The 23,891-nt window shown below is 44.4% G+C and carries 14 protein-coding genes; 4 read left to right on the forward strand and 10 right to left on the reverse strand.

What is annotated here, in order from left to right; genetic code table 11:
- Positions 1–354: 354 nt before the first annotated feature.
- Positions 355–1,158 carry a 4-hydroxy-tetrahydrodipicolinate reductase gene (gene dapB / locus ACXACS_RS14730; protein ID WP_474807675.1) on the reverse strand — a complete coding sequence of 268 codons (804 nt, stop codon included), beginning with the start codon at positions 1,156–1,158 and terminating at the stop codon, positions 355–357.
- 392 nt (positions 1,159–1,550) lie between these two features.
- Here dapB and ACXACS_RS14735 point away from each other — a divergent pair, with 392 nt between their 5' ends.
- The gene (locus tag ACXACS_RS14735; protein WP_474809286.1) at positions 1,551–2,246 is read left to right on the forward strand and encodes a cytochrome b/b6 domain-containing protein; all 696 of its coding nucleotides are present in this window, start codon (positions 1,551–1,553) and stop codon (positions 2,244–2,246) included.
- Positions 2,247–2,450: 204 nt separating this feature from the next.
- Here ACXACS_RS14735 and ACXACS_RS14740 read toward each other — a convergent pair whose 3' ends face one another.
- The 6 genes from ACXACS_RS14740 to grpE form a co-directional block, all read right to left on the reverse strand.
- Positions 2,451–4,355 (reverse strand): propionyl-CoA synthetase, encoded by a 1,905-nt coding sequence (locus tag ACXACS_RS14740; RefSeq protein WP_474807677.1) that lies wholly within the window; start codon positions 4,353–4,355, stop codon positions 2,451–2,453.
- Positions 4,356–4,556: 201 nt separating this feature from the next.
- Positions 4,557–7,133: an EAL domain-containing protein gene (locus ACXACS_RS14745; RefSeq protein WP_474807679.1), complete on the reverse strand. Its 2,577-nt coding sequence runs from the start codon at positions 7,131–7,133 to the stop codon at positions 4,557–4,559.
- A gap of 478 nt (positions 7,134–7,611) precedes the next feature.
- Complete coding sequence (locus ACXACS_RS14750) at positions 7,612–8,094, reverse strand: c-type cytochrome (RefSeq protein WP_474807681.1); 483 nt, start codon at positions 8,092–8,094, stop codon at positions 7,612–7,614.
- Between the two features lie 426 nt (positions 8,095–8,520).
- Positions 8,521–9,654, reverse strand: a complete 1,134-nt coding sequence (dnaJ, locus tag ACXACS_RS14755) for a molecular chaperone DnaJ (RefSeq protein WP_015066791.1) — start codon at positions 9,652–9,654, stop codon at positions 8,521–8,523.
- Positions 9,655–9,860: 206 nt separating this feature from the next.
- A complete protein-coding gene (gene dnaK, locus ACXACS_RS14760) occupies positions 9,861–11,789 on the reverse strand; it encodes a molecular chaperone DnaK (protein ID WP_474807683.1) in 1,929 nt (642 codons plus the stop codon).
- 116 nt (positions 11,790–11,905) lie between these two features.
- Positions 11,906–12,529: a nucleotide exchange factor GrpE gene (grpE, locus tag ACXACS_RS14765; protein WP_474807685.1), complete on the reverse strand. Its 624-nt coding sequence runs from the start codon at positions 12,527–12,529 to the stop codon at positions 11,906–11,908.
- A 371-nt stretch (positions 12,530–12,900) separates the two neighbouring features.
- Here grpE and ACXACS_RS14770 point away from each other — a divergent pair, with 371 nt between their 5' ends.
- Both ACXACS_RS14770 and ACXACS_RS14775 read left to right on the forward strand, forming a co-directional pair.
- A complete protein-coding gene (locus ACXACS_RS14770) occupies positions 12,901–14,004 on the forward strand; it encodes an L-dopachrome tautomerase-related protein (protein WP_474807687.1) in 1,104 nt (367 codons plus the stop codon).
- Positions 14,005–14,259: 255 nt separating this feature from the next.
- Complete coding sequence (locus ACXACS_RS14775; protein ID WP_474807689.1) at positions 14,260–17,775, forward strand: PAS domain-containing hybrid sensor histidine kinase/response regulator; 3,516 nt, start codon at positions 14,260–14,262, stop codon at positions 17,773–17,775.
- 81 nt (positions 17,776–17,856) lie between these two features.
- Here ACXACS_RS14775 and ACXACS_RS14780 read toward each other — a convergent pair whose 3' ends face one another.
- From ACXACS_RS14780 to ACXACS_RS14790, 3 genes are all read right to left on the reverse strand, one after another.
- The gene (locus tag ACXACS_RS14780) at positions 17,857–18,747 is read right to left on the reverse strand and encodes an aspartyl protease family protein (protein WP_474807691.1); all 891 of its coding nucleotides are present in this window, start codon (positions 18,745–18,747) and stop codon (positions 17,857–17,859) included.
- Between the two features lie 221 nt (positions 18,748–18,968).
- The gene (locus tag ACXACS_RS14785; RefSeq protein WP_474807693.1) at positions 18,969–19,637 is read right to left on the reverse strand and encodes a response regulator; all 669 of its coding nucleotides are present in this window, start codon (positions 19,635–19,637) and stop codon (positions 18,969–18,971) included.
- Positions 19,638–19,866: 229 nt separating this feature from the next.
- Positions 19,867–22,245 (reverse strand): TonB-dependent receptor, encoded by a 2,379-nt coding sequence (locus tag ACXACS_RS14790; protein ID WP_474807695.1) that lies wholly within the window; start codon positions 22,243–22,245, stop codon positions 19,867–19,869.
- Positions 22,246–22,560: 315 nt separating this feature from the next.
- Between ACXACS_RS14790 and ACXACS_RS14795 the strand changes: the two genes are divergently transcribed.
- On the forward strand, positions 22,561–23,856 hold the full coding sequence (locus tag ACXACS_RS14795; protein WP_474807697.1) for a GntP family permease: 1,296 nt from the start codon (positions 22,561–22,563) through the stop codon (positions 23,854–23,856).
- Positions 23,857–23,891 lie beyond the last annotated feature (35 nt).

The following is a 23,891-nucleotide window of genomic DNA, read 5'->3' on the forward strand; positions in this document are numbered from 1 at the left end:
GATAACTATGTGTTTGTGCAGTTTTTTGCACAAACCCCACAAAAAACGGGAGTTATTGATAACAATACATCCCGTTTTACGATCTTTGCAGCTAATAAAACCGCACTCTTCAGCCGTTTTGGCGGCTTCAGAATACGAAATTCTGGCAAATTCCGGCGAGTATACATCACTGACCGAAAATGGCAAATTTATTTGTAATAATTTACTAAAATAACGCTTTTACCACCTTTTTTGCGCAGAACCACCGAAAGTGCGGCTTATTGCTCATTAAAAGTGCAACCTTAGTTTAACACTTTAATCACGTCTTAAAGTTTGCGTAAACCCAAAGGGTTTTACACCAGCCTTAATTAACGCTTATAGCTTTAAATCCAGAACGTCAACCATGGAGTATAGACCAGGTTGTTTTCCATACAACCACTTTGCAGCATGCACGGCACCTTTTGCAAAAGTAAGTCGGCTTGATGCTTTATGCGTAATTTCTAAACGTTCACCAATATCCGCGAATAATGCGGTATGCTCGCCAACGATATCTCCGGCCCGCACTGTTGCAAAGCCTATTGTACCTTGATCGCGTTCAGGCTCTTTTCCTTCTCTGCCGTATACAGCACACGTTTTGAGGTCGCGACCTAGTTCATCGGCAATAGCTTCACCAATAGCCATAGCTGTGCCTGAAGGCGCATCTTGTTTAAATCTGTGGTGAGCTTCGGTAATTTCGATATCTGCCGTTTCACCTAATACGCTGGCCGCTTGACGAACTAACGAAAGCATTAAGTTTACGCCCACACTATAATTAGCAGCGAAAACAATAGGAATGTGCTTTGCCGCTTCATCTAAAGCTGCTAATTGTGCATCGTTCAAACCGGTAGTACCGATTACAACAGGCATTTTGTTTTTTACGCACCACGCCAAATTACTTTCAATCACTGATGGCAAAGTAAAGTCAATCATCACATCGGCGTCGTTGCCGCTCAAATTCGAAAGCGCAGTGCAATCGACGTCTTTTTTACCAATACCAGCCAGCTCACCTACGTTTAGGCCAACCCAAGGCGAATCATCGCGTACTGTAGCAACGCTAAGCTCAGCATTTTCACTTAAATCCAACGCTTCGACTAATACGCGCCCCATACGCCCGTTGGCGCCAAATAATCCTACTTTCATTTTATAGCTTTACACTTTTATTAACCTTCAACTATCAGGCATTTTGCCAAATGCAGGTACTATTGCAATGTGAGATTCATATTAAATACGCATAATTAGAAACCAATCGCGCCCACTCCCCTTTCGCTTAATTAATTTACTCGAAATACAATGTACGAAAATATTGGTTCAAACTTCATCTGGTCAGCAATAGGCTAATTATCTGCAAGACATTGCTCGATAGCTTTTAAGATAAAACCTAATATTATGTAGTTGGGCTTTCTTGTGTTAACCGGCAAATTGGGCGACGCTATGGCTTAGATTTAATGACCTAGGTCTATTCAACTTTCTAAACACTTTTTGATGTGTACTTAAGCTAAACAGACCTCCACAAAGCGTGAAATAAAATGACGATGCAGAAAACCCTTGTTTGGGACCTACCCACCCGCCTTTTTCATTGGCTGATTGTCGCGAGCCTATTGGCCCAATATGCCACGGTTGAATGGCTAGAAAACAAAGTTCAGTGGCACTTTTATATAGGGTACTTCACCTTATTTCTTATCGTTTTCCGCCTAGTATGGGGAGTAGTTGGTACCAGACACGCTAGGTTCAGTAACTTCGTTACTGGCCCTAAAAAGGTTTTTAGCTATGTAAAAACGCTTTTTAACAGACAGTCAGAGCCTGCTATTGGGCACAACCCGCTAGGCGGCTGGTTTGTTATTGTTATGCTGGTGCTGTTGGCTATACAAGCCGTATCTGGGCTATTTATGACAGATGATATTTTTTTAGATGGCCCCTATCGGCAGCTCGCCAGTGAAGAAACATTGAGTTTGATGAACACTCTGCACCACCTTGCGTTTGATGCATTACTTTATGTCATTGCATTGCATATAGGCGCAGTTATTTTTTACAGCGTATATAAAAAGCAAAAATTGGTTCCCGCCATGGTACACGGTAGTAAAGACTCGATAAATGAATCAAAAACTGCAGGTATCGCGGACTCTCGTCTGTTACGCGCACTTGTTGTGGCGGTTATTGCTGCGGCCTTCGTTTATGTGGCAATTGAAGTCTATCCACCAGAGCCACAAGTAAACGAATATTACTATTGAGCTGCACGACAACCTTTTGTCACGCATTAATAGCTTAACGAATGGTAGTCTAAAACGAGCGCGCCATTTAAAACCATAAAGGGGCAAAAGCCCCTTTATTTATGAAAGAAAATATCATTGGAAACTGCGTTTAACGTTCTCCGCTTTGTCTTCTTTAGCATTCTCGCTTATAGCCCTCACGCCTTTTTGACGCTTGCTGTGACATCATATGGCAGCCGGTTCACGGACTAACCCTTTATCTCGCATTATCGATTCTATTTCTTCTACGCTTGACGGATCATCGATAGTTGAAGGGACAGCCACAGTTTCGTTGGCGGCGATCTGACGCAGTAGCTTTCGAAGTATTTTACCTGACCGGGTTTTCGGTAAACGATTCACGACTATCGCTCGCTTAAAACAAGCTACTGGGCCAATTTTATCGCGAACTCGCTGAATCAAGTCCTGCTCTAGCGTTTTTTCATCCACATTCACACCATCTTTTAGAAGAACAAGGCCTACCGGTAGCTGTCCTTTCAGTGCATCATTAATCCCTATCACACTGCACTCAGCAATATCTGGGTGTGCCGCAAGCACTTCTTCCATTTCACCGGTAGACAAGCGGTGACCGGCGACATTAATAACATCATCGGTACGCCCCATAATAAATACGTACCCTTCTTCATCCACATATCCGTTGTCTCCAGTACTATAGTACCCCTCAAATTCGCGTAAGTAGCCATCTACAAACCGTTGGTGGTCTTGCCATATCGTAGTTAAGCAGCCTGGGGGAAGAGGTAATTGAATGGCAATAGCGCCCTTATCGCCTGTTGCTTGAGGTGCATCAGGCCCTTTTAACACCTTAACGTTGAAGCCTGGTGTTGGCACACTGGACGAACCCGGTTTTGTTTTCATTGGTTCAAGCCCCATAGGATTCGAGCAAATAGGCCAGCCAGTCTCGGTTTGCCACCAATGATCGATAACGGGTACACCCACCTTTTCACTTGTCCAATAGTACGTGGGCGGGTCGAGCCGTTCACCCGCCATAAATAAGGTACGTAAACTCGATGTGTCGTATTTGGATAAAAACGTGCCTTCTGGGTCGGCTTTTCTAATTGCTCGAAACGCAGTGGGTGCAGCAAAAAGTACATTCACCTTATGAGTTTCTATCATGCGCCAAAACGCACCGGCATCTGGCGTACCAACGGGCTTACCTTCGTACAATACAGTGGTTGCACCCTTTATAAGCGGTGCATAGACGATATAAGAGTGGCCGACGACCCAACCGACATCCGATGCAGCCCAGAATACGTCGTCTTCACTGGTATCGTATACGGCGCCCATTGAGTAGTGTAATGCGACCGCATGACCACCGTTATCTCTAACCACACCTTTAGGCTTACCAGTTGTACCTGAAGTATAAAGAATATATAGAGGGTCAGTTGCATCAACGGCGACGGGAGAGGCAGGCTCGCTATTTTTAGCTAAAGTATGCCAATCGTAATCAATATTTTTATTTAACTCAGCAGTTAATTGCTCTCGTTGAAACAATATGCATGCCGTAGGCTTATGCTCTGATATATCTATCGCTTCATCTACAAGAGGCTTATAGGGTAGAACTTTACTGCCCTCCACGCCGCAGGACGCTGTAACAATAGCCACTGGCTTCGCATCATCTATTCGTACAGCAAGCTCATTCGCTGCAAAACCGCCAAATACCACTGAATGCACCGCCCCTAAACGAGCACATGCAAGCATTGCGATTGCCGCCTGAGGGATCATTGGCATATAGATAATAACGCGATCGCCTTTCTTAACACCTAGGCGAGACAAGCCCCCGGCAAACTGTGCAACGTCAGCAAGTAGTTCGTTGTAGGTAAAGTGCTGGGTAGTTTGAGTAACAGGTGAGTCGTAGATAAGTGCGGTTTTATCACCACGGCCATTGTTAACGTGATGGTCCAGTGCTAGGTAACTGGTGTTGAGCTGCCCTCCTCTAAACCAGTCATAGTAACCACTATCTGTTTTTTGGCATCCCTTCTCTGGCGGTTGAAACCACGCTATTTTGCGAGCTTGTTTCAACCAAAAATTATCTGGATGTTGGGTAGAGGCAATGTATTCATTTTTATAAGTCATATCCATGTCCTGATTAGGGTTTATATCTACCCTACTTCAGTTCAATCAGACCTGCTTATAAGACTTATGGCGTAGGCCAACTAACAATTTGATTTACATTAATTTAAACTTAGAGAAACATTTTCAAATAGCGTAAAATTTTTAGTGAGTAGCCAAACGAGTGCTGATTTAAACGTATTTAATGCTTTTTCCCACTAACAACTAGTTCTGAGCGTCGACGAATTTATCGCGCCAATCACCTATGCTCATCGGCTTATCTAAGTAATAACCCTGAAAAGCGCTACATCCACAAGCCTTTGCTTCGTTTAATTGCCCTGTGGTTTCTATACCTTCTGCCACGGTATCAAGCTTCAACGCCCTTGCCATGTTGCAAATATTTGTAACAAACACGTTTTTTTCTTTCGAATCTTCTATTGCTTCAATAAAAACTTTGTCAACTTTGAGCTCATTAATTGGAAGCGCTTGCAGTGAGTTAAGGTTTGAATCACCAATACCAAAATCATCAATAGATAAACTAAACCCTTGTTGGGCTAAATCTCTTACTCGGCGCTGTATTATGTTAACGCCTTTTATCAGAGCGCCTTCTGTCAATTCAAGTTTTAGACACTTGTGTGGCACCCTCCACCTATTTACTATTGCTACAAATTTGCTGACAAAGTCAGCCCGCGCTAAATGCTTCGCACTTATATTGATTGATAGCTTAGTGTTTACACTCTTCTCGTGGCATTCGCTTAATAATTTACAAGCTTCATTACAAACCCATAATCCAATGTCGGCAATAAAATCGTTCTGCTCAGCAATAGGGATAAACTCCGCCGGCGTAACAAAGCCAAGGTGAGGATGGTTCCATCTAAGCAACACTTCAGAGCTTACTAAGTTTCCACTACTACAATATTGAGGCTGAAGCTCAACGAATAACTCATTGTTGGCAATAGCTCTATTTAAGGAATGCTTTATATAGTTATAGCGGTCTATGTCGCTACCATCGATATGTAAATAAGTGTGCTCTCTCTCATCGTCTAAATAAACAATATCTTCATTGCAGGCCTTTCTAGACAATAGCTCTTTTACTTTTTTGAAGGAAAAGTACTTTGGGGGGATAGCACAACTCACTGTTTTGGTCTCGATAGCCAGTGAACTGTTGTGTAGAGTGATAGGGGCCAACACGTTATCTCTGAGATAATGAGCGCACTGCTGAGCCGCATTTTTCGCCGTATGGTCGTCCTTAAAATAATTTTCTAAGTGAAGAACAAAGTTGCCGCGATCGTATTTAAATACTCTCACTTCAAGCTGCCTATTGACGTCAAAAGCACGCACAAAGCGGCTAGCTAATATACGCAAGATGTAGTCAACTGTGGGTTCTCCAAATGCGTCTTCATACTCTTTAACATTGACAATGCTAACCCGAATAAACACAGATAGCGCCTTCTCAGACGATGCTAATGCAGCTTTATCTAAAAGGTATTGCTCTAAATGATAAAGGTTAGCCAGTCCAGTCAAAGGGTCTGTTAACGCTAACTGTTTAAAGCGGTCTACTTCAAAATGCAAGTTTGAAACGCTTCGTATGCTTATTATGACTAAGTCTTGGTTATGTACCGTGCATGCTTTTAAGCTTACATCGCACGCTATTCTCTTACCGTTTTTGTGACGTATGCACTCGTTTATGGTCTCAACCTTACAGCAACGTGCAACGCCTTCGTCTAAATTTAACAAGGAGGAAGGCCCGTCACTATTTTGAACCTTCGTCGCTAGAAGCTTGATATCTTGCCCTATTAACTCTTCCGGCTGAAACCCCAATACATAGATAACCTGTTCGTTTGCCGACAGTATGGTGCCATTCTTATCAATGCTGAGAACCACGCTATCAACACCATTTAAGATACTTGTTAGATAGTCTGTATAATTATGTTGTGAATCAGAAAGTCTCTGAGTTTCTGTTTCATCCTGCACGACACCATATAAGCGAGTAAGTTTTAAGCCAAAATTAGTCTGACGCTCAATCTGTAAAAATACGGTTAGCTTTATATTTCTAGTTCGCCCTTGTTTATCGGAAATAGTGAGATGCTTTGCAAAGTGCCTTTGTTTCTTAATCGCTTTGAGAATTCGTTGTTTAAGGTTATCTCTGTCTTCAAATGAAATAACTTCGAGCACATCTTGTAGGTTAACGCTTTTTGAATGCAGCAGTCCCAGCAGGCTTTTCATTATTTGAGTTGAAGAAAACGCGCCAGTGAACCTGTCTATTTGCCACGCCCCTACTTTTGAAATAGCGCTTACCTCTTCAAGGAGTGACAACTGCTCTGACAACTTATCTGAATAAGGATGCCTAGCAAGTTCATAGAGGTAGTTTAATTCGACCTTCTGGCGCAGAATATCTATGTAGGTATGTTGATGTCCAATTAGGTTGCTGTTTCTCACAAATGTAAGCACAACCCCCAACACGTCATTTTGCATATCTCTTACCGACGCCACAACGACATATTGTTCACGAAAATGCTCAAGTGATTGGGGCAAGGTGAATTCTCTTGCCGGTAATGGTGCGCTCATCGGTGTTAAAGGCAGCATGAGTAATGTATGGGGCGGGAAAACGATGTGATGTGACTCAATTTCTGAGTGCTCACTATCGCTTGCAATAACGGTGGCGCGGCCACTGTTTGGGTTTATCGAAACCAATAATATACACGGTGACTCTATTTTATCCCTATTTTCAGTTAATAACGCAGAAATACTATTCTGCGTTGTGCGCATTGTGGAAAGCATGCGCTCACTGCGTAAATCCATCTAATTAGGTCCTCGAAAACAATATTACTCGCATACAAAAGCACCTCCCCCATTTATTTAACCAGATGGGTAGAGTGTTGTTTGCGCTTTTGCGCTTCGTTATTTTCCAACAGTGACACGTTACCTTATTAGTAAATGCTGTTTTAATACATTTGTAGGTAAGACATTTATCGTGAATATGAGTTATTAATATGTTGGTTTTTCATTCACCAACATAGACAAAAATTGTACAAATTTCCAGCATTTTGTGGCTATGGGGAGGTAAAAAAGATTAAGCCGAAGAGGCGAAATAAAGAGTGATAAAGTTAACGTCTGCTATTTTTCGAAGATTTATAAAACAATTTTTAGAATATTATCAAGCCTCAGCACGCTTATCGAAAGGTGAGAGGTTCAAAAAGTAGGTGTTAACAGAATAGATGCTGAGAGAACAAGTGCTGTTGAGCAGTGATAGAACACTGACGTCAACAGCACCTAAAATTTAGTCTTTTTTGTAGTCATCGTGGCAAGACTTACAGCTTGCACCAATTTTACCTATAGCACCGCGATACGCGCTCTCGTCGCCTGCATCCACTGCAGCCTGTAGACCTTGTGCGGCCGTTTTAAGTGCCATCACTTTCTTTTCTACATCTGAGAAGTTTTCCCAAATCTCATCTTTCGCACCCGTCTCTACGTCAAATTTACGTGTATCGACAGCTAAATAGTCGCCCATCATGTCAGCAAGTTGTTCAAGGCGTACAGCGTTGGTTTGCATTACGCTTTCATCGAATGGAAGCGCGCCTTTTGCCATACCGCCCAACGGGCCCATGTTACTACGAACTAATTGAAAAACCGCCTGGCGGTACTGAGTTGCTGCTTTAGCGTGTTTTTCAGAAGAAGCTTCAGTTACTTCAGCTAACGCTGAACCTGACATCACTGCGCCAACGGTAGCTGCTACGATTATCGTTTTATTGAAAAGTCTCATGCCTGTTCCCTTTTTTTAATTACCGGTCATCTACTTTTACGTAAGCAGATATTTTACCTTTTACTTATAAGCCTATCGTGACGAATAGTTCGTTTTAGCGCAAGAAATATAACGTTGAATAAGCGCTTTCAAGAGATTAGCCGCGGGTAGTCATGTTTTAACAAACATTCGGATGGCAAAGGGACACCCACTTACTTCGTCTTCACAAAGTACAGGTTTGGACAGACACTCACCCTACCCTCATAAAGTACAGTTTCGGACAGACACTCGCCCTACTCTCACAAAGTATAGTTTCGGACAGACACTCGAAATTATTTCGTTTATGAGGCGAAATCGTCCTAACAAGTTGCAGAGGTAGAAAACATATACTCGGATACAAAAAAGCCCTCTAAACGAGGGCTTTTGAAACTTAATAGGTACAAAAAACTAGTTAGTTAAGTCGTCAAAGAATTTCTTCACGCCATCGAAGAAGCCTTGCGCTTTGGGGCTGTGCTTGCTCGAAGCTTTACCCATAGACTCTTCTAGCTCTTGAAGTAGCTCTTTTTGACGCGATGATAAGTTAACTGGTGTTTCAACCACAACCTTACACATCAAGTCGCCCATAGCACCGCTTCGAACAGACTTAACGCCTTTGCCGCGTAATCGGAACATACGACCAGTCTGCGTTTCAGCGCTAATTTTCAGCTTAACTTTACCGTCCAAAGTAGGAACTTCTAACTCGCCACCAAGGGCTGCTGTAGTAAAGCTTAACGGTACTTCGCAATACAGGTTGTTGCCGTCGCGTTGGAAGATGTCGTGTTCACGAACATGCACTTGAACGTACAGGTCACCTGCTGGTGCACCGTTTTCACCCGCTTCGCCTTCACCAGAAAGACGGATACGATCCCCTGTGTCTACGCCTGCTGGAATTTTAACGTTAAGGGTCTTGGTCTTTTCTTTACGACCATGGCCATGGCAGCTGTTACAAGGGTCTTCAATAATCTTACCCTTGCCTGAACATGTCGGACAAGTTTGCTGTACAGCAAAGAAACCCTGGCGCATTTGAACCTGACCGTTGCCGTGGCAAGTAGGACAGGTTTTAGGTGAAGAACCTTTTTTCGCGCCTGAACCGTCGCACACGTCACATTCGACCAGCGTAGGTACGCGAATATCAACGCTCTTACCGCGAACTGCTTCTTCTAAACTTAGCTCTAGGTTGTAACGTAAGTCTGAACCTTGACGAGCACGCGACTGACGTCCACCGCGACCACCGCCGCCAAAGATATCACCAAAAACATCGCCAAAGATATCGCCGAAGTCGGCACCACCACCGAAGCCGCCGCCACCGCGGTTTGGATCAACACCTGCGTGGCCGTATTGGTCGTATGCTGCACGCTTCTGCGAATCTGACAGAATTTCGTAGGCTTCCTGGATTTCTTTAAACTTATCTTCCAGGCCTTTATCGCCTTGCGTACGGTCAGGGTGATATTTCATCGCAAGCTTTTTATACGCTTTTTTAATTTCACGTTCGCCCGCGCTTTTATCTACCCCGAGTACTTCGTAGTAGTCTCGTTTCGACATATCGTTTACATATCCTACTTTTTTTGTCGACAAGCATGTAATGCTTGTCGAATCTACATCTGACTGTTGTGAAAATAACCTGATTAGGTTTTTAATAACGCTAGGCTATTTACACCAAGTTATTTACACAACAAAGGCGCAACAAGAATATCCTGTTGCGCCTGAACTGCTTACACAGCCCGGCGCGCCGGGCTAATCACAACAGTTTACTTTTTGTCGTCGTCTTTCACTTCTTCAAATTCTGCGTCAACAACGTCATCGTTTGCTTGACCAGAAGAAGCTTGCTGCTCAGCGCCTTCCGCGCCACCAGCTGCTGCTTGTTGAGCTTGCGCCGCTTCCATCAGCTTGCTAGACGCCTTAATAAGTTCTTGCGTTTTCGCTTCGATTTCCGCTTTGTCTTCGCCTTTAGACGCTGTTTCTAGCGCAGTAAGGGCTTCTTCAATTGGCGCTTTGTCTTCTGCACTTAGTGCATCGCCAACTTCTTCAAGCTGCTTACGTGTAGCGTGGACCATGCCATCAGCTTGGTTGCGCGCTTGAATTAGCTCTTCAAACTTCGCATCCGCTTCTTTGTTCGCTTCTGCGTCTGCTACCATTTTTTCCACTTCTTCATCGCTTAGGCCTGAAGAAGCTTTTATAGTGATCTTCTGCTCTTTACCTGTATCTTTATCTTTCGCAGACACGTGTAGGATACCGTCAGCATCTAGGTCGAAAGTAACTTCGATTTGCGGCACACCGCGCGCTGCTGGACGAATGCCTTCAAGGTTGAACTGACCAAGAGACTTGTTGCCGCTTGATTGCTTACGCTCACCTTGTAGTACGTGTACTGTTACCGCAGACTGGTTGTCTTCCGCTGTAGAGAACGTTTGCGACTTCTTAGTAGGGATAGTCGTGTTTTTCTCGATAAGCGCCGTCATTACACCACCCATTGTCTCGATACCTAGAGACAAAGGTGTTACGTCTAGAAGTAGTACGTCTTTAACGTCACCAGAAAGTACACCACCTTGAATTGCCGCGCCTACCGCTACTGCTTCATCAGGGTTAACGTCTTTACGTGGCTCTTTGCCGAAGAACTCAGTTACATACTTCTGTACTAGCGGCATACGCGTTTGACCACCAACAAGGATGATGTCGTTGATGTCGCCTACAGATAGGTCTGAATCAGCTAGTGCTTGCTTAAGCGGGTTAAGCGAGTTTTTCACTAGGTCTTCAACCAAAGACTCAAGTTTTGCACGGGTAAGCTTAATCGCTAAGTGCTTAGGACCTGTTGCATCAGCCGTGATGTAAGGCAGGTTAACTTCAGTCTGTTGTGAAGAAGAAAGTTCGATTTTCGCTTTTTCACCGGCTTCTTTAAGACGCTGCATTGCAAGCGGGTCTTTACGTAGGTCGATGCCTTGATCTTTCTTAAACTCTTCAACTAGGTAGTTAATAACACGGTTATCGAAGTCTTCACCACCAAGGTGTGTGTCACCGTTAGTCGCTAGTACTTCAAACGTGTGCTCGCCGTCTACTTCATCGATTTCGATGATAGAGATATCGAAGGTACCACCACCTAAGTCGTAAACTGCAACAACGTTGTCGCCTTGCTTCTTATCCATGCCGTAGGCAAGAGCAGCAGCTGTCGGCTCGTTAATGATACGCTTAACTTCAAGACCTGCGATGCGGCCCGCATCTTTAGTTGCTTGACGCTGAGAATCGTTAAAGTAAGCAGGAACAGTAATTACTGCACCAGTTACTTCTTCGCCAAGGTAGTCTTCAGCGGTCTTCTTCATTTTCTTAAGTACTTCAGCAGAAACCTGAGGAGGCGCCATTTTTTCGCCTTTAGCTTCTACCCACGCATCACCGTTATCAGCACCTACAATTTTGAAAGGCATAATGTCGATGTCGCGCTGTACTTCTTTATCTTGAAAACGGCGACCAATTAGACGCTTGATAGCGAATAGCGTGTTTTCAGGGTTAGTTACCGCCTGACGCTTCGCAGATTGACCTACAAGTGTTTCACCATCGTTTGTGTATGCGATGATTGAAGGTGTTGTACGATCGCCTTCCGCGTTTTCAATTACGCGAGGTTTGTCGCCGTCTAGAACTGCGACACATGAATTCGTTGTACCTAAGTCGATACCAATGATTCTACCCATTTCGTGTCTCCGAATGATTTTCTTAATACTGTACTTTTAGTGGGGTTATTCCCCGTCTTTTCAATAGATGCCAGTAAAAAAACTGACATTTTTGTGTGTTCGTCGCAAAAAGCGTCTTAGGCCTGCGTATCCACACCGTCGCTTGGTGCACGCGATACCATAACCATGGCAGGGCGTAGCAAACGACCATTAATTTGATAACCTTTCTGCATCACAGCCATTACTGTATTTGGCTCGTGGTCTGCACTTTCTTGCATCGACATAGCTTGATGCAAATCAGGGTTAAAGGTTTCACCCTGCGGATCAATAAGGCTTAATCCAAATTTCTCAATAGTGCTTAAGAAAGTTTTGTGGGTCATTTCCACACCTTCTAAAAGCGGCTTCACAGCTTCATTGTCACCATCGGTCATTTCGATAGCGCGCTCTAAGTTGTCGATAACCGGAAGCAATTCGCCAGCAAAACGTTCAAGCGCAAATTTACGCGCTTTTTCTACTTCGCCTTCAGCGCGACGACGTGCGTTATCAGCATCTGCGCGCGCGCGAAGCACACCATCCTGCTGTTCTTTAATGGTTGCTTGCGCCTCAGAAAGTGCGGTTTCTAGTTCGTAAATGCGCTGCGCATTTTCGTCTAGCTCTACACCTTCTGCTTCTGATGCTTCTACCTGCGCTTCATCAGCATTAATTACAGTCTCATCTACTGTATTTTCTTGTTCTGCCTGCACGTCGCGATTATCGCTCATGCCTACCTCCAAACGTTTTTCTTAATTAGGCGATGCCCAATAACATTAAAATTACTGGGAATAACTTCGTTGCGCTTAGTTATGGGGCTAGTTTTAAGGTGATCAAGGGTATCCACAATAATTTTGTGGACGATTTTAAAAAATGCTGAGAAATTTTAGTTTTAATATAAAAACTACTTAGGACTCTAAGTGATGTGTTCGAAACGAAGCGTCTGAATTCTCGCTTCCCACTTTCATTATCAAATAGTTTTTGATAATGATTCAAAAACAAGCCTATTACTGTTTGCAAATTATATCTCTACACTTCTCCTGCCAGTCGCAATTGAGCTGTACCGACTTTTTTACCCCGTACCAGAAATTGGAGAAGAGAGATGATCAAATTAAAGCAACTTGTTATCGCTACCACTGTTGGGCTAAGCATGTTAAACGGCGTGGCCTCTGCTGCTACTGAAGTAGGCCCATTAGAGCCTGTCACCACATTTGAAGACGCAAGAGGCGCAGGTATTACCATCACTCCGTCTGGCCGATTACTCATTAGTATGCACCCGCTTGATAATCCAAAGCTAAAGATTGTTGAGGTAATGGCTAATGGATCTAAACAACCCTTCCCTAATTTAGATTGGGCAGATGGCCCAGAAACTGGTGATGTGGGCTTTAGTGCCGTTATTGGTATACACAGCGATAGTCAAGGCATTGTCTGGATGCTAGACATGGGAAGTGAAACCTCACCAGCCAAACTCGTTGCGTGGGATAGCAATGAAAATGCTCTGCTTAAAACCATTGAACTTGATAGCAAAGCACTTAAAGCAAATTCGTTTGTTCAAGACTTTGTTATTGATGAAAAGCATAACAAAATTTATATAGCAGACATGACATTTGGTAACTTTGCTGGTGCAACAAAGCCGGCAATTATTGTCGTAGACACAGAGACGGGCGAATCTAAGCGCGTATTAGAAAGCGCTTCTTATCTTATGCCTGAAGATAGAGAACTTGTTATTGAAGCATCGCTACTTGCCTCTAAAACCGATGATGGTAAGCCAAACCCGCTTAAATTTGGTTTAAATCCAATAGCGTTAGACCCAGCCTCTGACACGCTTTACTTTGGCGCGTTCACTGGCACCAAAATTTATCAAATATCAACATCCGCTATCGGCGACACGTCGCTATCAGACAATGAATTAGAGAAATCTATTCAGGTATTTGGCCCCAAAAACCCGAGCGACGGTATTACACTAGCGCCAGGAGGCGGCGTGTTAGCCACCGATTTAGAAAATAACGCGGTTGGGTTAACGACTGAAGGAAAGTATCAAACCCTTATTCAAGATAAGCGCCTGTCTTGGCCCGATAGCCTTGCAACAAGTAACGGTTATGTTTACGTCACTCAAGACCAGCTGCATCAGCACCCAGCTTTCAGCCAAGGGCTAGGTAACGCTAAGCCACCCTATGTGCTTTATCGCTTCCGCTTTGAGCAATAAATACAGCGAGAGAATAAAGCCTATTTTCCCTATTTATCCCTAATCACACCTAATTACACCTAATTACACCTAATCATTTCGGGGGGGGGGGGCAATCAGCCCCTCACTTTTACTAATAACTGAATTTATGTGAGGAAACTCGGAGATGTGCCAAATGTGAAAACCGTGTTAATGTAAACGTAGGAAGAAAATAAGTTTTTGAGAGCACTAATTTGTGCGTCCAACAGCACAAACTATCTACTACACGGACTACCTATGCTAAGTATATGGACGGTTGGCGCTATCGTCGGTTTCTACCTTCTCGCGCTTTTTGCTTTAGCATTTTGGGGTGACAGATATTTACGCGATAATCGACAGCACCCCGTACTTTATAGCCTTGGTTTAGGTGTGCACTGCACATCTTGGGCTTTTTTCGGCACCACATCGCAAGCCACCCAATATGGCTGGGCGGTTATCCCCACTTATTTAGGCATTATGCTCACCATGGCATTTGCCTTTCCTGTGGTGCTTCGTATAAGCAGGCTATGCCAGCAGCATAATATCAGCTCTTTAGCCGACCTCATCTCGCTCAAATACCAGCACTCTCATTTAATTGCTGCACTTATTACTTTACTGTGTTTTTTTGGTGTTGTGCCCTATATAGCCCTTCAATTAGACGCTATAACAAAGTCTATTAACCTACTTACAGGCGAACCCCAAACCACCACGCCTTGGTTAAGCATTTACGTGGCCGGTTTGCTCGCCATATTTGCCATAACTTTTGGTACGCGTACGCTAAACTTGACGGAAAAGCATCCTGGATTACTTCTAACCATTGCTTTCGAGTCGGTGGTAAAGCTTGTGGCGCTTTTGGCAGTAGGCGTTTTTGTTTGCTTCTTTTTATTCGATGGCGTCTTAGATTTAGTTTCTAACGCCTCGTCAAATGACAGTGCCAGGGACGTCATTTACGCTGATAGCGCACCCTGGGTTTATGCATCGCACGTAGTTCTTGGTGTCTGCTCTATGTTTGTACTACCACGACAATTTCACATGAACTTTGTTGAACAAAACGGTGAGAGCGAGCTTCGTACTGCAAGGTGGCTGTTTCCACTTTACTTGTTCGGTATGACGTTGTTCATTATCCCCATCGCCCTTGCAGGCAAAATGCTGCTTCCGGCAACAACAAGTTCAGATGCCTACGTACTCGCCCTGCCCTTATTTACCGAAAACATCGCCCTATCAGGTTTTGCTTTTATTGGGGGGTTATCGGCTACCACTAGTATGGTAATTGTAGCTACCCTAGCCCTAGGAATAATGATTTCAAACAATGTGGTCACACCTCTCTGGCTGAAGGCGCGACTGAAAACCTCTCCAAGTCGCTCAATGGAGCCAAGCAAAATTCTTTCTATCCGGCGGCTTACCGTTTTAATCGTACTTAGCATAGCACTGTGGTATCACTTAAATATTAGCCAAGCTGCGCCTTTGGTGAAAAGTGGTGTTATCGCTATTGCTTTGTTGGGGCAATGCATGCCTGCACTTATGTTTGGTATTTACTGGCAAAAGAGTACTAAAACTGCAGCTATTTGTGCATTACTGGTAGGCTTTATGTGTTGGGCTGTGTTTCTGCTCTACCCCAGTTTAATGTCTAGCTACTATTTTGACCCAGTACCTACTGACCAAGCTTTAGGTCTGGGTTTTGCTTATGCATTAATGGCAAACTGCATAACCTTTATTGCAGTAGCGCTGATCACATCAAACCGGGGCGCTAAACAGAATAATGTTGAGACAACGCATGACGGTGCTCCTCATCTACTCGTAAAAGTTCGTGATTTAATAGCGCTTACCGAACGTGTCCTTGATACCAGTACTCACAGTCAACTTGTGCAGCAGCTTTCTGTGGATGTTAACCGCGCCTCGAGCAACGGATACGCCAGTCAGGCTCTTATTGACAGAGTGAACAAGCTGCTTGCCGCCCAAGTGGGTGCGCCCAGCGCGCGAATATTACTCGGCGCCATTGCAGATACTGGCAGTGATAGCTTGCCCGAATTGGTTGATTGGGTAGAAGAAGCGTCCCAATCATTTCAGTTCAACCACGAAGTACTTCAGTCATCGGTACAAAATATCGAACAGGGTATTAGTGTACTTGATGACAAACTTCAGCTATTGGCGTGGAACGAGCGCTATGTGGAACTTTTCGCCTACCCCAAAGGCTTTTTAAAAGCAGGCATGCCAATTACCGACATACTGAGTTACAACGCCAAACGAGGCTTATTTAGCCCCTCATCAATTGATAAGCGAGTGAGCTACATGCTAGAGGGCACCCGCCATAAACATATTCGAAGACAGCCTGATGGAAAAGTCATAGAGCTAAATGGTGCCCCCCTTCCTGGCGGGGGTTACGTAACCACTTACAGCGATATTACCGAATACATGGCAATACAAAGGGAACTAGAAAGCGCAAAAGAGGATTTGGAGGCAAGAGTTGCCCTTCGCACCGCTGAATTAGAAGAAGCAAAGCTTCAAGCTGATAAGGCCAATGAGAGTAAAACTAAATTTTTGGCAGCCGCCGGACACGACCTCATGCAGCCCTTTAACGCCGCTACATTATTTGCCAGCATGCTCAGTAAAAAGACCCAAGGCAGTGAATTGGCCACCTTATCTGAAGGCGTCGTGAATTCACTAGATAACGCACAAAGCTTACTTTCTATGCTGCTTGATATGACAAAATTAGACGCTGGCGTGCTTACACCTCAAAAGACCGCGTTTCCCATCGATGAAATGCTGTCATCGCTGGTACAAGAGTTCGGTGTCATTGCGAAGCAGAAAGGTATTGAGCTGAGATATATACCGAGCGCAGTCATCATCTATTCAGACAAAGTTCTATTGCGCCGGGTGATTCAAAACTTGCTGTCCAACGCAGTGCGCTACACATCAAAGGGCAGTGTACTAGTTGGCGTTAGACGCGCTCACTGTTCAGACGCAGAACCAACCATAAAGCTTTGCGTATATGATACAGGTTCTGGTATTGCACCTAATCAACAACATGAGATTTTTAGCGAATTTCACCAGCTTGAAAGCAATAGTAAAGGCGAAGGGATTGGTTTAGGCCTAACTATTGTGGATAAGATATGCCGACTACTAGGTCATAAAGTCGGACTGGCTTCATCGCCGAATCAAGGAAGCTGTTTTAGTGTGGCTATTTCCAGAGTAAATCAAAGCGAATGCTTGTTATCCACTGTGCGTCCAAGCAGCACTATTTATGCTGATACCCTATCAAAAAACTCGGTGTTACCAGTTAACTCAGCAAATGGACCAAATAATCCGGCAAACGTTGTAGAACGTGCCTTAGGTAGCAAATCGCCTCCTATCAACTCGCGCTCCCACCAAACATCACCGCTAAATTCAACGAGTAAAAATAATAACGCATTTTTGAAGAACACGCGTTTTCTGCTTGTAGAAAATGACGAGCAAGTAGCAAATGCAATGTGTACTCTGCTGCAAGACTGGGGAGGAAGTACGACATTGATAGCGAGCGGAACAGAGGCATCAAGTATTTCGCACCAACATTTTGATGTGCTCATTGCCGATTATCACCTAAATTATGGCGAAACCGGTTTTGACGTTTCAGCAATACTTTCTGAAAACAAAGTGAGTTTTACCTTGAAGATTTTGGTCACAGCCAACAGAAGTAATGACATAAGAGAAGAGGCGGCAGAGCAGCAATTTAGCTATCTGCCAAAACCTTTAAAGCCAGCAGCATTTAAGCGGCTGCTTAAACAATCCCTCGTTTAACCGAGGACGATTCTATCTGTTCATTTCAAATCACAGATAAATAAAATTTCTTACTAGTTAGTAGAACAAGGTACGTCAATGCTACTGCGGCAACGCGATATGAAGTCTACCGTAACGATAATCTAGCGTTACAACAAAATCCTTCAACAAATCATAGCCAATTAAGCCTACTACCCGCTTTCCACCTATCCGGCTACCCGTTCTTTCGTATTGACTTTCTAAGTTTGTTTTTTGCCCTTCAGCAGGAAAACTGATCTTGACGTCACCAATCTCATAGGGACCAAACTTCACCACATCAGACGTAGCAAACTCATTTACGCCAGAGCTGTTTGCTCCAAACGAAGTGCTTGCGCCTTCCACTTTGTCTAGCAACCCAGCCTTTGATGCTGCGCGTCGGTCAATTAGAATTGTGCCTGAGTTTCCAGTATCGACAAGCAACCACAAAGCTACACCGTTTATCTCTACTTGTGCGATAGGCATACCGCTTCCCTGTTGGGAGTCGGCATTAACGTTTGCAACCTCTCTCATATCCAGTGAATCACGGGTGACCAAACGAATTTTTCTGTGCGGATAATCTAGCTGGACGATAAAATTGTTAAAGAAGCCTGCACCCAGCAACATGCCATTGGAATGGTGACCGAGGCTGGTCTCGACGAGTGAATCTAACTCGAAACCAGTGCCAAACATCTCAACGCTTACATTGTTATAAGCGTTACGCCTCTCTACATCATAGACACCTTTAACATTCACTGGGCGCCCTTTATCAAGGTCTAATTCGTGCTTGCCGATAAACGCGCGATTAATACTGTTTATTTGTGCCCCTGAGTCCAGCATAACCCGAGATTCAATACCTTCAATGGTGACAGGTAGAAATACGTGACCATTATCTAGCGTGAAGTCTGTCCATGCCGTTACTGCACTTAATGCGCTGTAAGAACTAAAAAGAAGGGAAAGTAAAATTAAGCGAATCATAAATATCCTTTTATGTTAGTAATTTAATCCTTTGTTTTCACGCTACCACAAGAATGAACTGGGGTCGATTTAACACGATGAATTGCATTATAAAGTAGCTATTTAAAGAGGGAGAATTTACAATTGCAGAAGAATAACGACGGACTTTTAATTGCAAACGAGGCGCTTTATATTGAAAAAGTTCTCAGGCGTCTTAGTTAACTTCTTGCGATCTAGTGTGCTTAATTTAAGTGCATAGCATTTTTGAATGCGATCCCAGCCTTAGTCCTATTGATAACGCCAAGCTTTCTCAATACTGCAGATACATGCTGTTTAACGGTAGACTCAGAAATGGCCAGTTCGTAAGCAATCTGCTTGTTGAGCAAGCCGTCTGATACCATTCGCAAAACTTTAAGTTGGTGAGGGGTAAGTTGCTTTAGTCGGTTTGTGAAATCCTCTGGATTAGAGCGGCCATTCACATTCGATGCAGAGGCATTTGGCATCGTAGCTGATGCTATGGGAACAGTAGGCGGTATCCAAGTTTCACCCTCTAACACCGTATTTACCGCGTCGATAATGCAATCGACCGAAGCTGATTTGGGTATGAAACCACTTGCGCCTAACGCAAACGATTTTGCCATAACATCAGGCTCTTCTTGTGCGGTAATAACAACCACAAGTACATCAGGATAGAGCGCATGTACCTCAGCAAGGCCATTTAACCCTTCATTGCCTGGCATAGTGAGATCTAAGAAAAGCAGGTCGATGTCGTCATTTTCTTCAAGACTAGTGAGCGTATCGGGGAACGTGGAGGTTTCTACAAGTTCGATATGCTCCACACTAGCTAACGCATGGCACATCGCAGCTCTGAACAGAGGATGATCGTCAGCAATCAAGATTTTCACAGACATAATGCTATCAACTTGTAACTACCTTGTTAATCAACATACTACCACGCCGGTAAAAAAAGGTTAATCTTATTGGCGTATCTGTTATTGAGTAAGACTCCGCACCACGCCCTTCACTGCTCGACATATTTGCCGGCCAACACAACCGACAGAGGTCGAGCAAAAGTGAGCACGCCTAAGCGTAATCGCCTAGGCGTGAAACTTGTTGCCGGTCTTCTTCACAACATACCGTTTAGAATCGATAACCTACCGTAAGGTGAACTGTACGTGGGTCACCGTAATAACCGATAAGTGTCGTATCGCCACCAAGGCCCGGACCAAAGTTACCCTCACCGTCTTGTGTGACAAAGTCATAACCGCCAACCAGATATTCTTCATCGGTCAGGTTTTTCACGTGTAGTCCAGCATACCAGTCGCCTTCCACACTTTCCCAACGCGCGCTTAAGTTCACCATACCATAGGCATCTTGTTGGATAAGATCGCTGGTTTCAAAGATAAGGTAATCATCACGATAATAGTAGTTGGCGTTGAAGGTAATATCCCCAAAACTCGTCTCTAGCAAATAGTTGGCATTAAGATTAAAGGTGTTCTCAGGTGTACTCGCTAGGCCAATCAACGGAGGAATAGCATTGTTTTTCTTAATTTCAAAATAAATATAGCCGTAAGCAGCGTCAAACTGAAGGTTATCGGTGGCCACCCACGTCATCTCCAACTCGGCACCTTTTGCGGCCGTTTCTGCAGCATTGCGCAGTCGCTGATCTAGGGCTGTTGGATCAGATAAATCCCCTTCGACACCAATATACTGACGATCTTTGTGGTCGTATGAGAACAATGTGATATTCATACGAAGTGCGTCGGTTAAGTCGCTCTTCACACCCACCTCGAAGCTGTCAACGACTTCTGGTTCAACACCAGGCTCGTTAGTCTGAGCACGAGGGTTAAACGTGCCCGATTTAAAGCCTTGTGAATAGCTTGCGAAGAACATGGTGTTGCGGTCCATTTGATACTCAACGCCCACTCGCGGGGTAAAGCGCGACCAACTCTCTACCGCAGGCGCATCAAACACATCATCGCCATCAGTGTCTGTCCCAAGTACTTGAGGCACTAATTGCCCGTCGGGACGCACGTACCCATCAATCCAGTCGGTATAAGGATAGACGTTGGCGAATACCAAACCGTTATTTACAAAAGCCGTCTTCTCTTCATCGGTGTATCGGGCACCAAGTGAAAGCGATAGCTTGTCGGTAACGTCGTAATTCATTTGTGCGTAAGCAGCCCAGCTTTCTGAGTTATTGCAGCCTGTCACTTCTCGCGTCAAACCCGGTGCACCGAGCGCCTGCCCTAACACACCTAAAATTGCATCAAAATTACCGCAGCTCTCACCATCGTAAAAATAAAGCCCTGACACTAAGCTGAACGCGTTCCCGGTGTAGTTCGCTTGAATTTCGTGAGTATCGTTACTGTCATCATATTCTGCCGGCACATCGAAAATAGGCAGAGGCGTGTTGTCGAAATCAATGTTGGTAGGTGAATAACTTTCTCTATGTGAACCAATATATTTAAGCTCTAAATCATCATTCACTCTGTATCGTGCCAGCCAGTTATAGCCTTCTAACTCGACTTTGTTCCATGTAGGTAAGCTGGTATAAGAATCGAAAACCGAATCAGGCACGGGTGCATCTGTTAAAATACTTGGAATTAGACGGTAGCCACCTTTCGCATTTGACGTGTCTTCGGTTTTATCCCAGCCAATGCGGAAAAACAAATCTTCACTCGGATGAACTTCTAACGTTACACGGGCTGCCCAAAGATCTTTGTTATAGTTCTCTTTATCTTGATTGGGCAACGCGCTTACTAGGTACTCGCCGAAGCCGTCGCGGTTTAAATTGGCATAACCCACGCCTAGATACACCGTGTCTTCAATCAATGGAATTTGACCGGTCACTTTAATATCCCGCTGGCTGTAGCTACCTACCGTAGCCTCAACGTTCATCTGAGTATCCCCGGTCATTTCCTTAGTAACGTATTTAACCGCGCCACCAATCGTATTCTTTCCGTAAAGCGTCCCCTGCGGGCCGCGTAACACCTCAATACGCTGCACGTCTAGTAAATCAAGCACGGCTCCTTGTGGGCGAGCAATATAAACATCATCAACATAAATACCTACGCCTGGTTCATAGCCCCAAAGCGGATCTTGCTGACCCAATCCGCGAATAAATGCTGTTAGGGTTGAGTTAGTACCACGACTGGTTTGTAGCGTAGTGTTAGGCGAAAACTGCTGCACTTCAGTCAGCACGCTAATCCCTTTTTCGCCAAGTTCAACCGCACCAATAGATGTGATTGCAACCGGCGTTTCCTGTAGCGATTCTACGGTTTTTCGCGCTGTCACCTCAATGCGTTCTAATTTTCCTTTTTGCTCTTCGGCATCGGCATTAGCTTGACTATCCTGAGCAAATACGGGCGCTGTACTTAAAACGCTAGCTACCGCTAGGGCACATAGGCTACGCATAGGGTGTTTAACTGAAGTTCTTTTGCGTTCTGCTGTGCTAACAGCAGATGGATGTAATTGATAAGGTGAAACCAAGCCATTTGTGTGTGTTGATTTAGACATAGTGAGTCCTTGTTTTTCTAAGTTCTAGGGCCTGTTGGTCTTTGATGTACTTCAAAACTTCAAAGATCAATAGGCTCACGTCACTGTCGGATGTATTGCCTACGGTCAAAACCACTTTAGTTAATTAAATGTTAATAGTATGTAGTACCATCGTACTATGGGATTTTGATTAAAGTAACGTCAAACTTTATGTCTGTTATGAATGCTTTTTACTTGATTCGCATACACTTTGTGGTTTTGGGTGTAGGCAAATCTTTAATCGACTTAACTGTTTCGGATCATCTGCGGTCACAGATTTTTTAAGGAATGATAACTATGTTAAGTATGATTGGCTTAGTAGGCGGTCTGTTGTTGCTTATTGTTTTGACAATACGCGGAATGAACCTCTTTATTGCTGCACCTTTGTGTGCGCTTGTGGTTGCCATCACCAACAATATTGGCGTGTTCACTGGCGACGTGAATTTCGTTCAAACCTATATGAGTGGCTTCTCTGGCTTTATCGCCTCTTGGTTTTTTATGTTTTTACTTGGTGCGTTATTCGGTAAATTCATGGAAGACACAGGGGCGGCAGATGCTGTTTCTCGCTGGATCATCACCAAAATTGGTTACAAGCGTGCCGTATTAGCGGTTGTGCTAGCTTGCGCTATTTTGACCTACGGTGGTGTAAGCGTGTTTGTGGTAGCGTTTTCTGTTTACCCTATGGCGGTGAGTTTGTTTAAAGATGCCAACCTACCCCGTCGCTTCATACCTGCTGCCATGGCATTCGGGTCGGTAACATTTACGATGACCTCCGCGGGCTCGCCAGAAATCCAAAACTGGATCCCTATAAAGTATTTGGGCACCTCGCCTTTTGCCGCGTGGGAAGTTAGCCTTGTCGTCGCCATATTCATGGCATGCTTCGGTTACTGGTGGCTTGCTAAGATGATCAGAAAAGCCGTTAATAACGGCGAGGTGTTTGAAGCCAGAGCAAGCGACCCTGAAGTGCGAGACAGAGCGCTCCCCCACCCGCTTACCGGAATTGTGCCGTTAGTCGTGGTGTTAGTCATTTCGTTTCTATTCCATGAAGAACTCGCTCAGCTTGCGCTTATTCTGGCGTTAGGCGGCGGCGTATTGTGTTTGCTGGCTATTAACTACAAACATTTTCACAGTTTACCGGTTGCCATAAATGCGGGTACGACCGGGGCATTGATTGCCATAGGTAACACCGCCGCTGTTGTAGGTTTTGGTTCAATAGCAAAAAACACCGAAGCGTTTCAAACAACGGTAGCGCTTATGACCCAAATTCCTGGTAACGAGCTTATTGGTGCCGCCATTGCAGTAAGCGTTATTGCAGGGTTAACCGGCAGCGCATCCGGCGGACAAGCCATTGCCTTACCCTTGGTAGCTCCGCATTATCTTGACCAAGGCGTAGAACCAGAGCAGCTGCATAGAATTGTATCTATATCTTCAGGCGCACTAGATTCATTACCTCACAATGGTTACGTGGTCACTACCATACGCGCTATTTGTAACGAAACCCATCAGGCTGCCTACTGGGCGGTGGGTGCGCTCACTGTAGTGGTGCCTGTTATTGGTTTGGCAATGGCAATTGGCTTGTTTAGCTTTATGTAGCATGAGCTCGGCAGGTAAAAACGAAATTGAGCGAA

Source organism: Alteromonas sp. AWM4_230 (assembly GCF_056158305.1).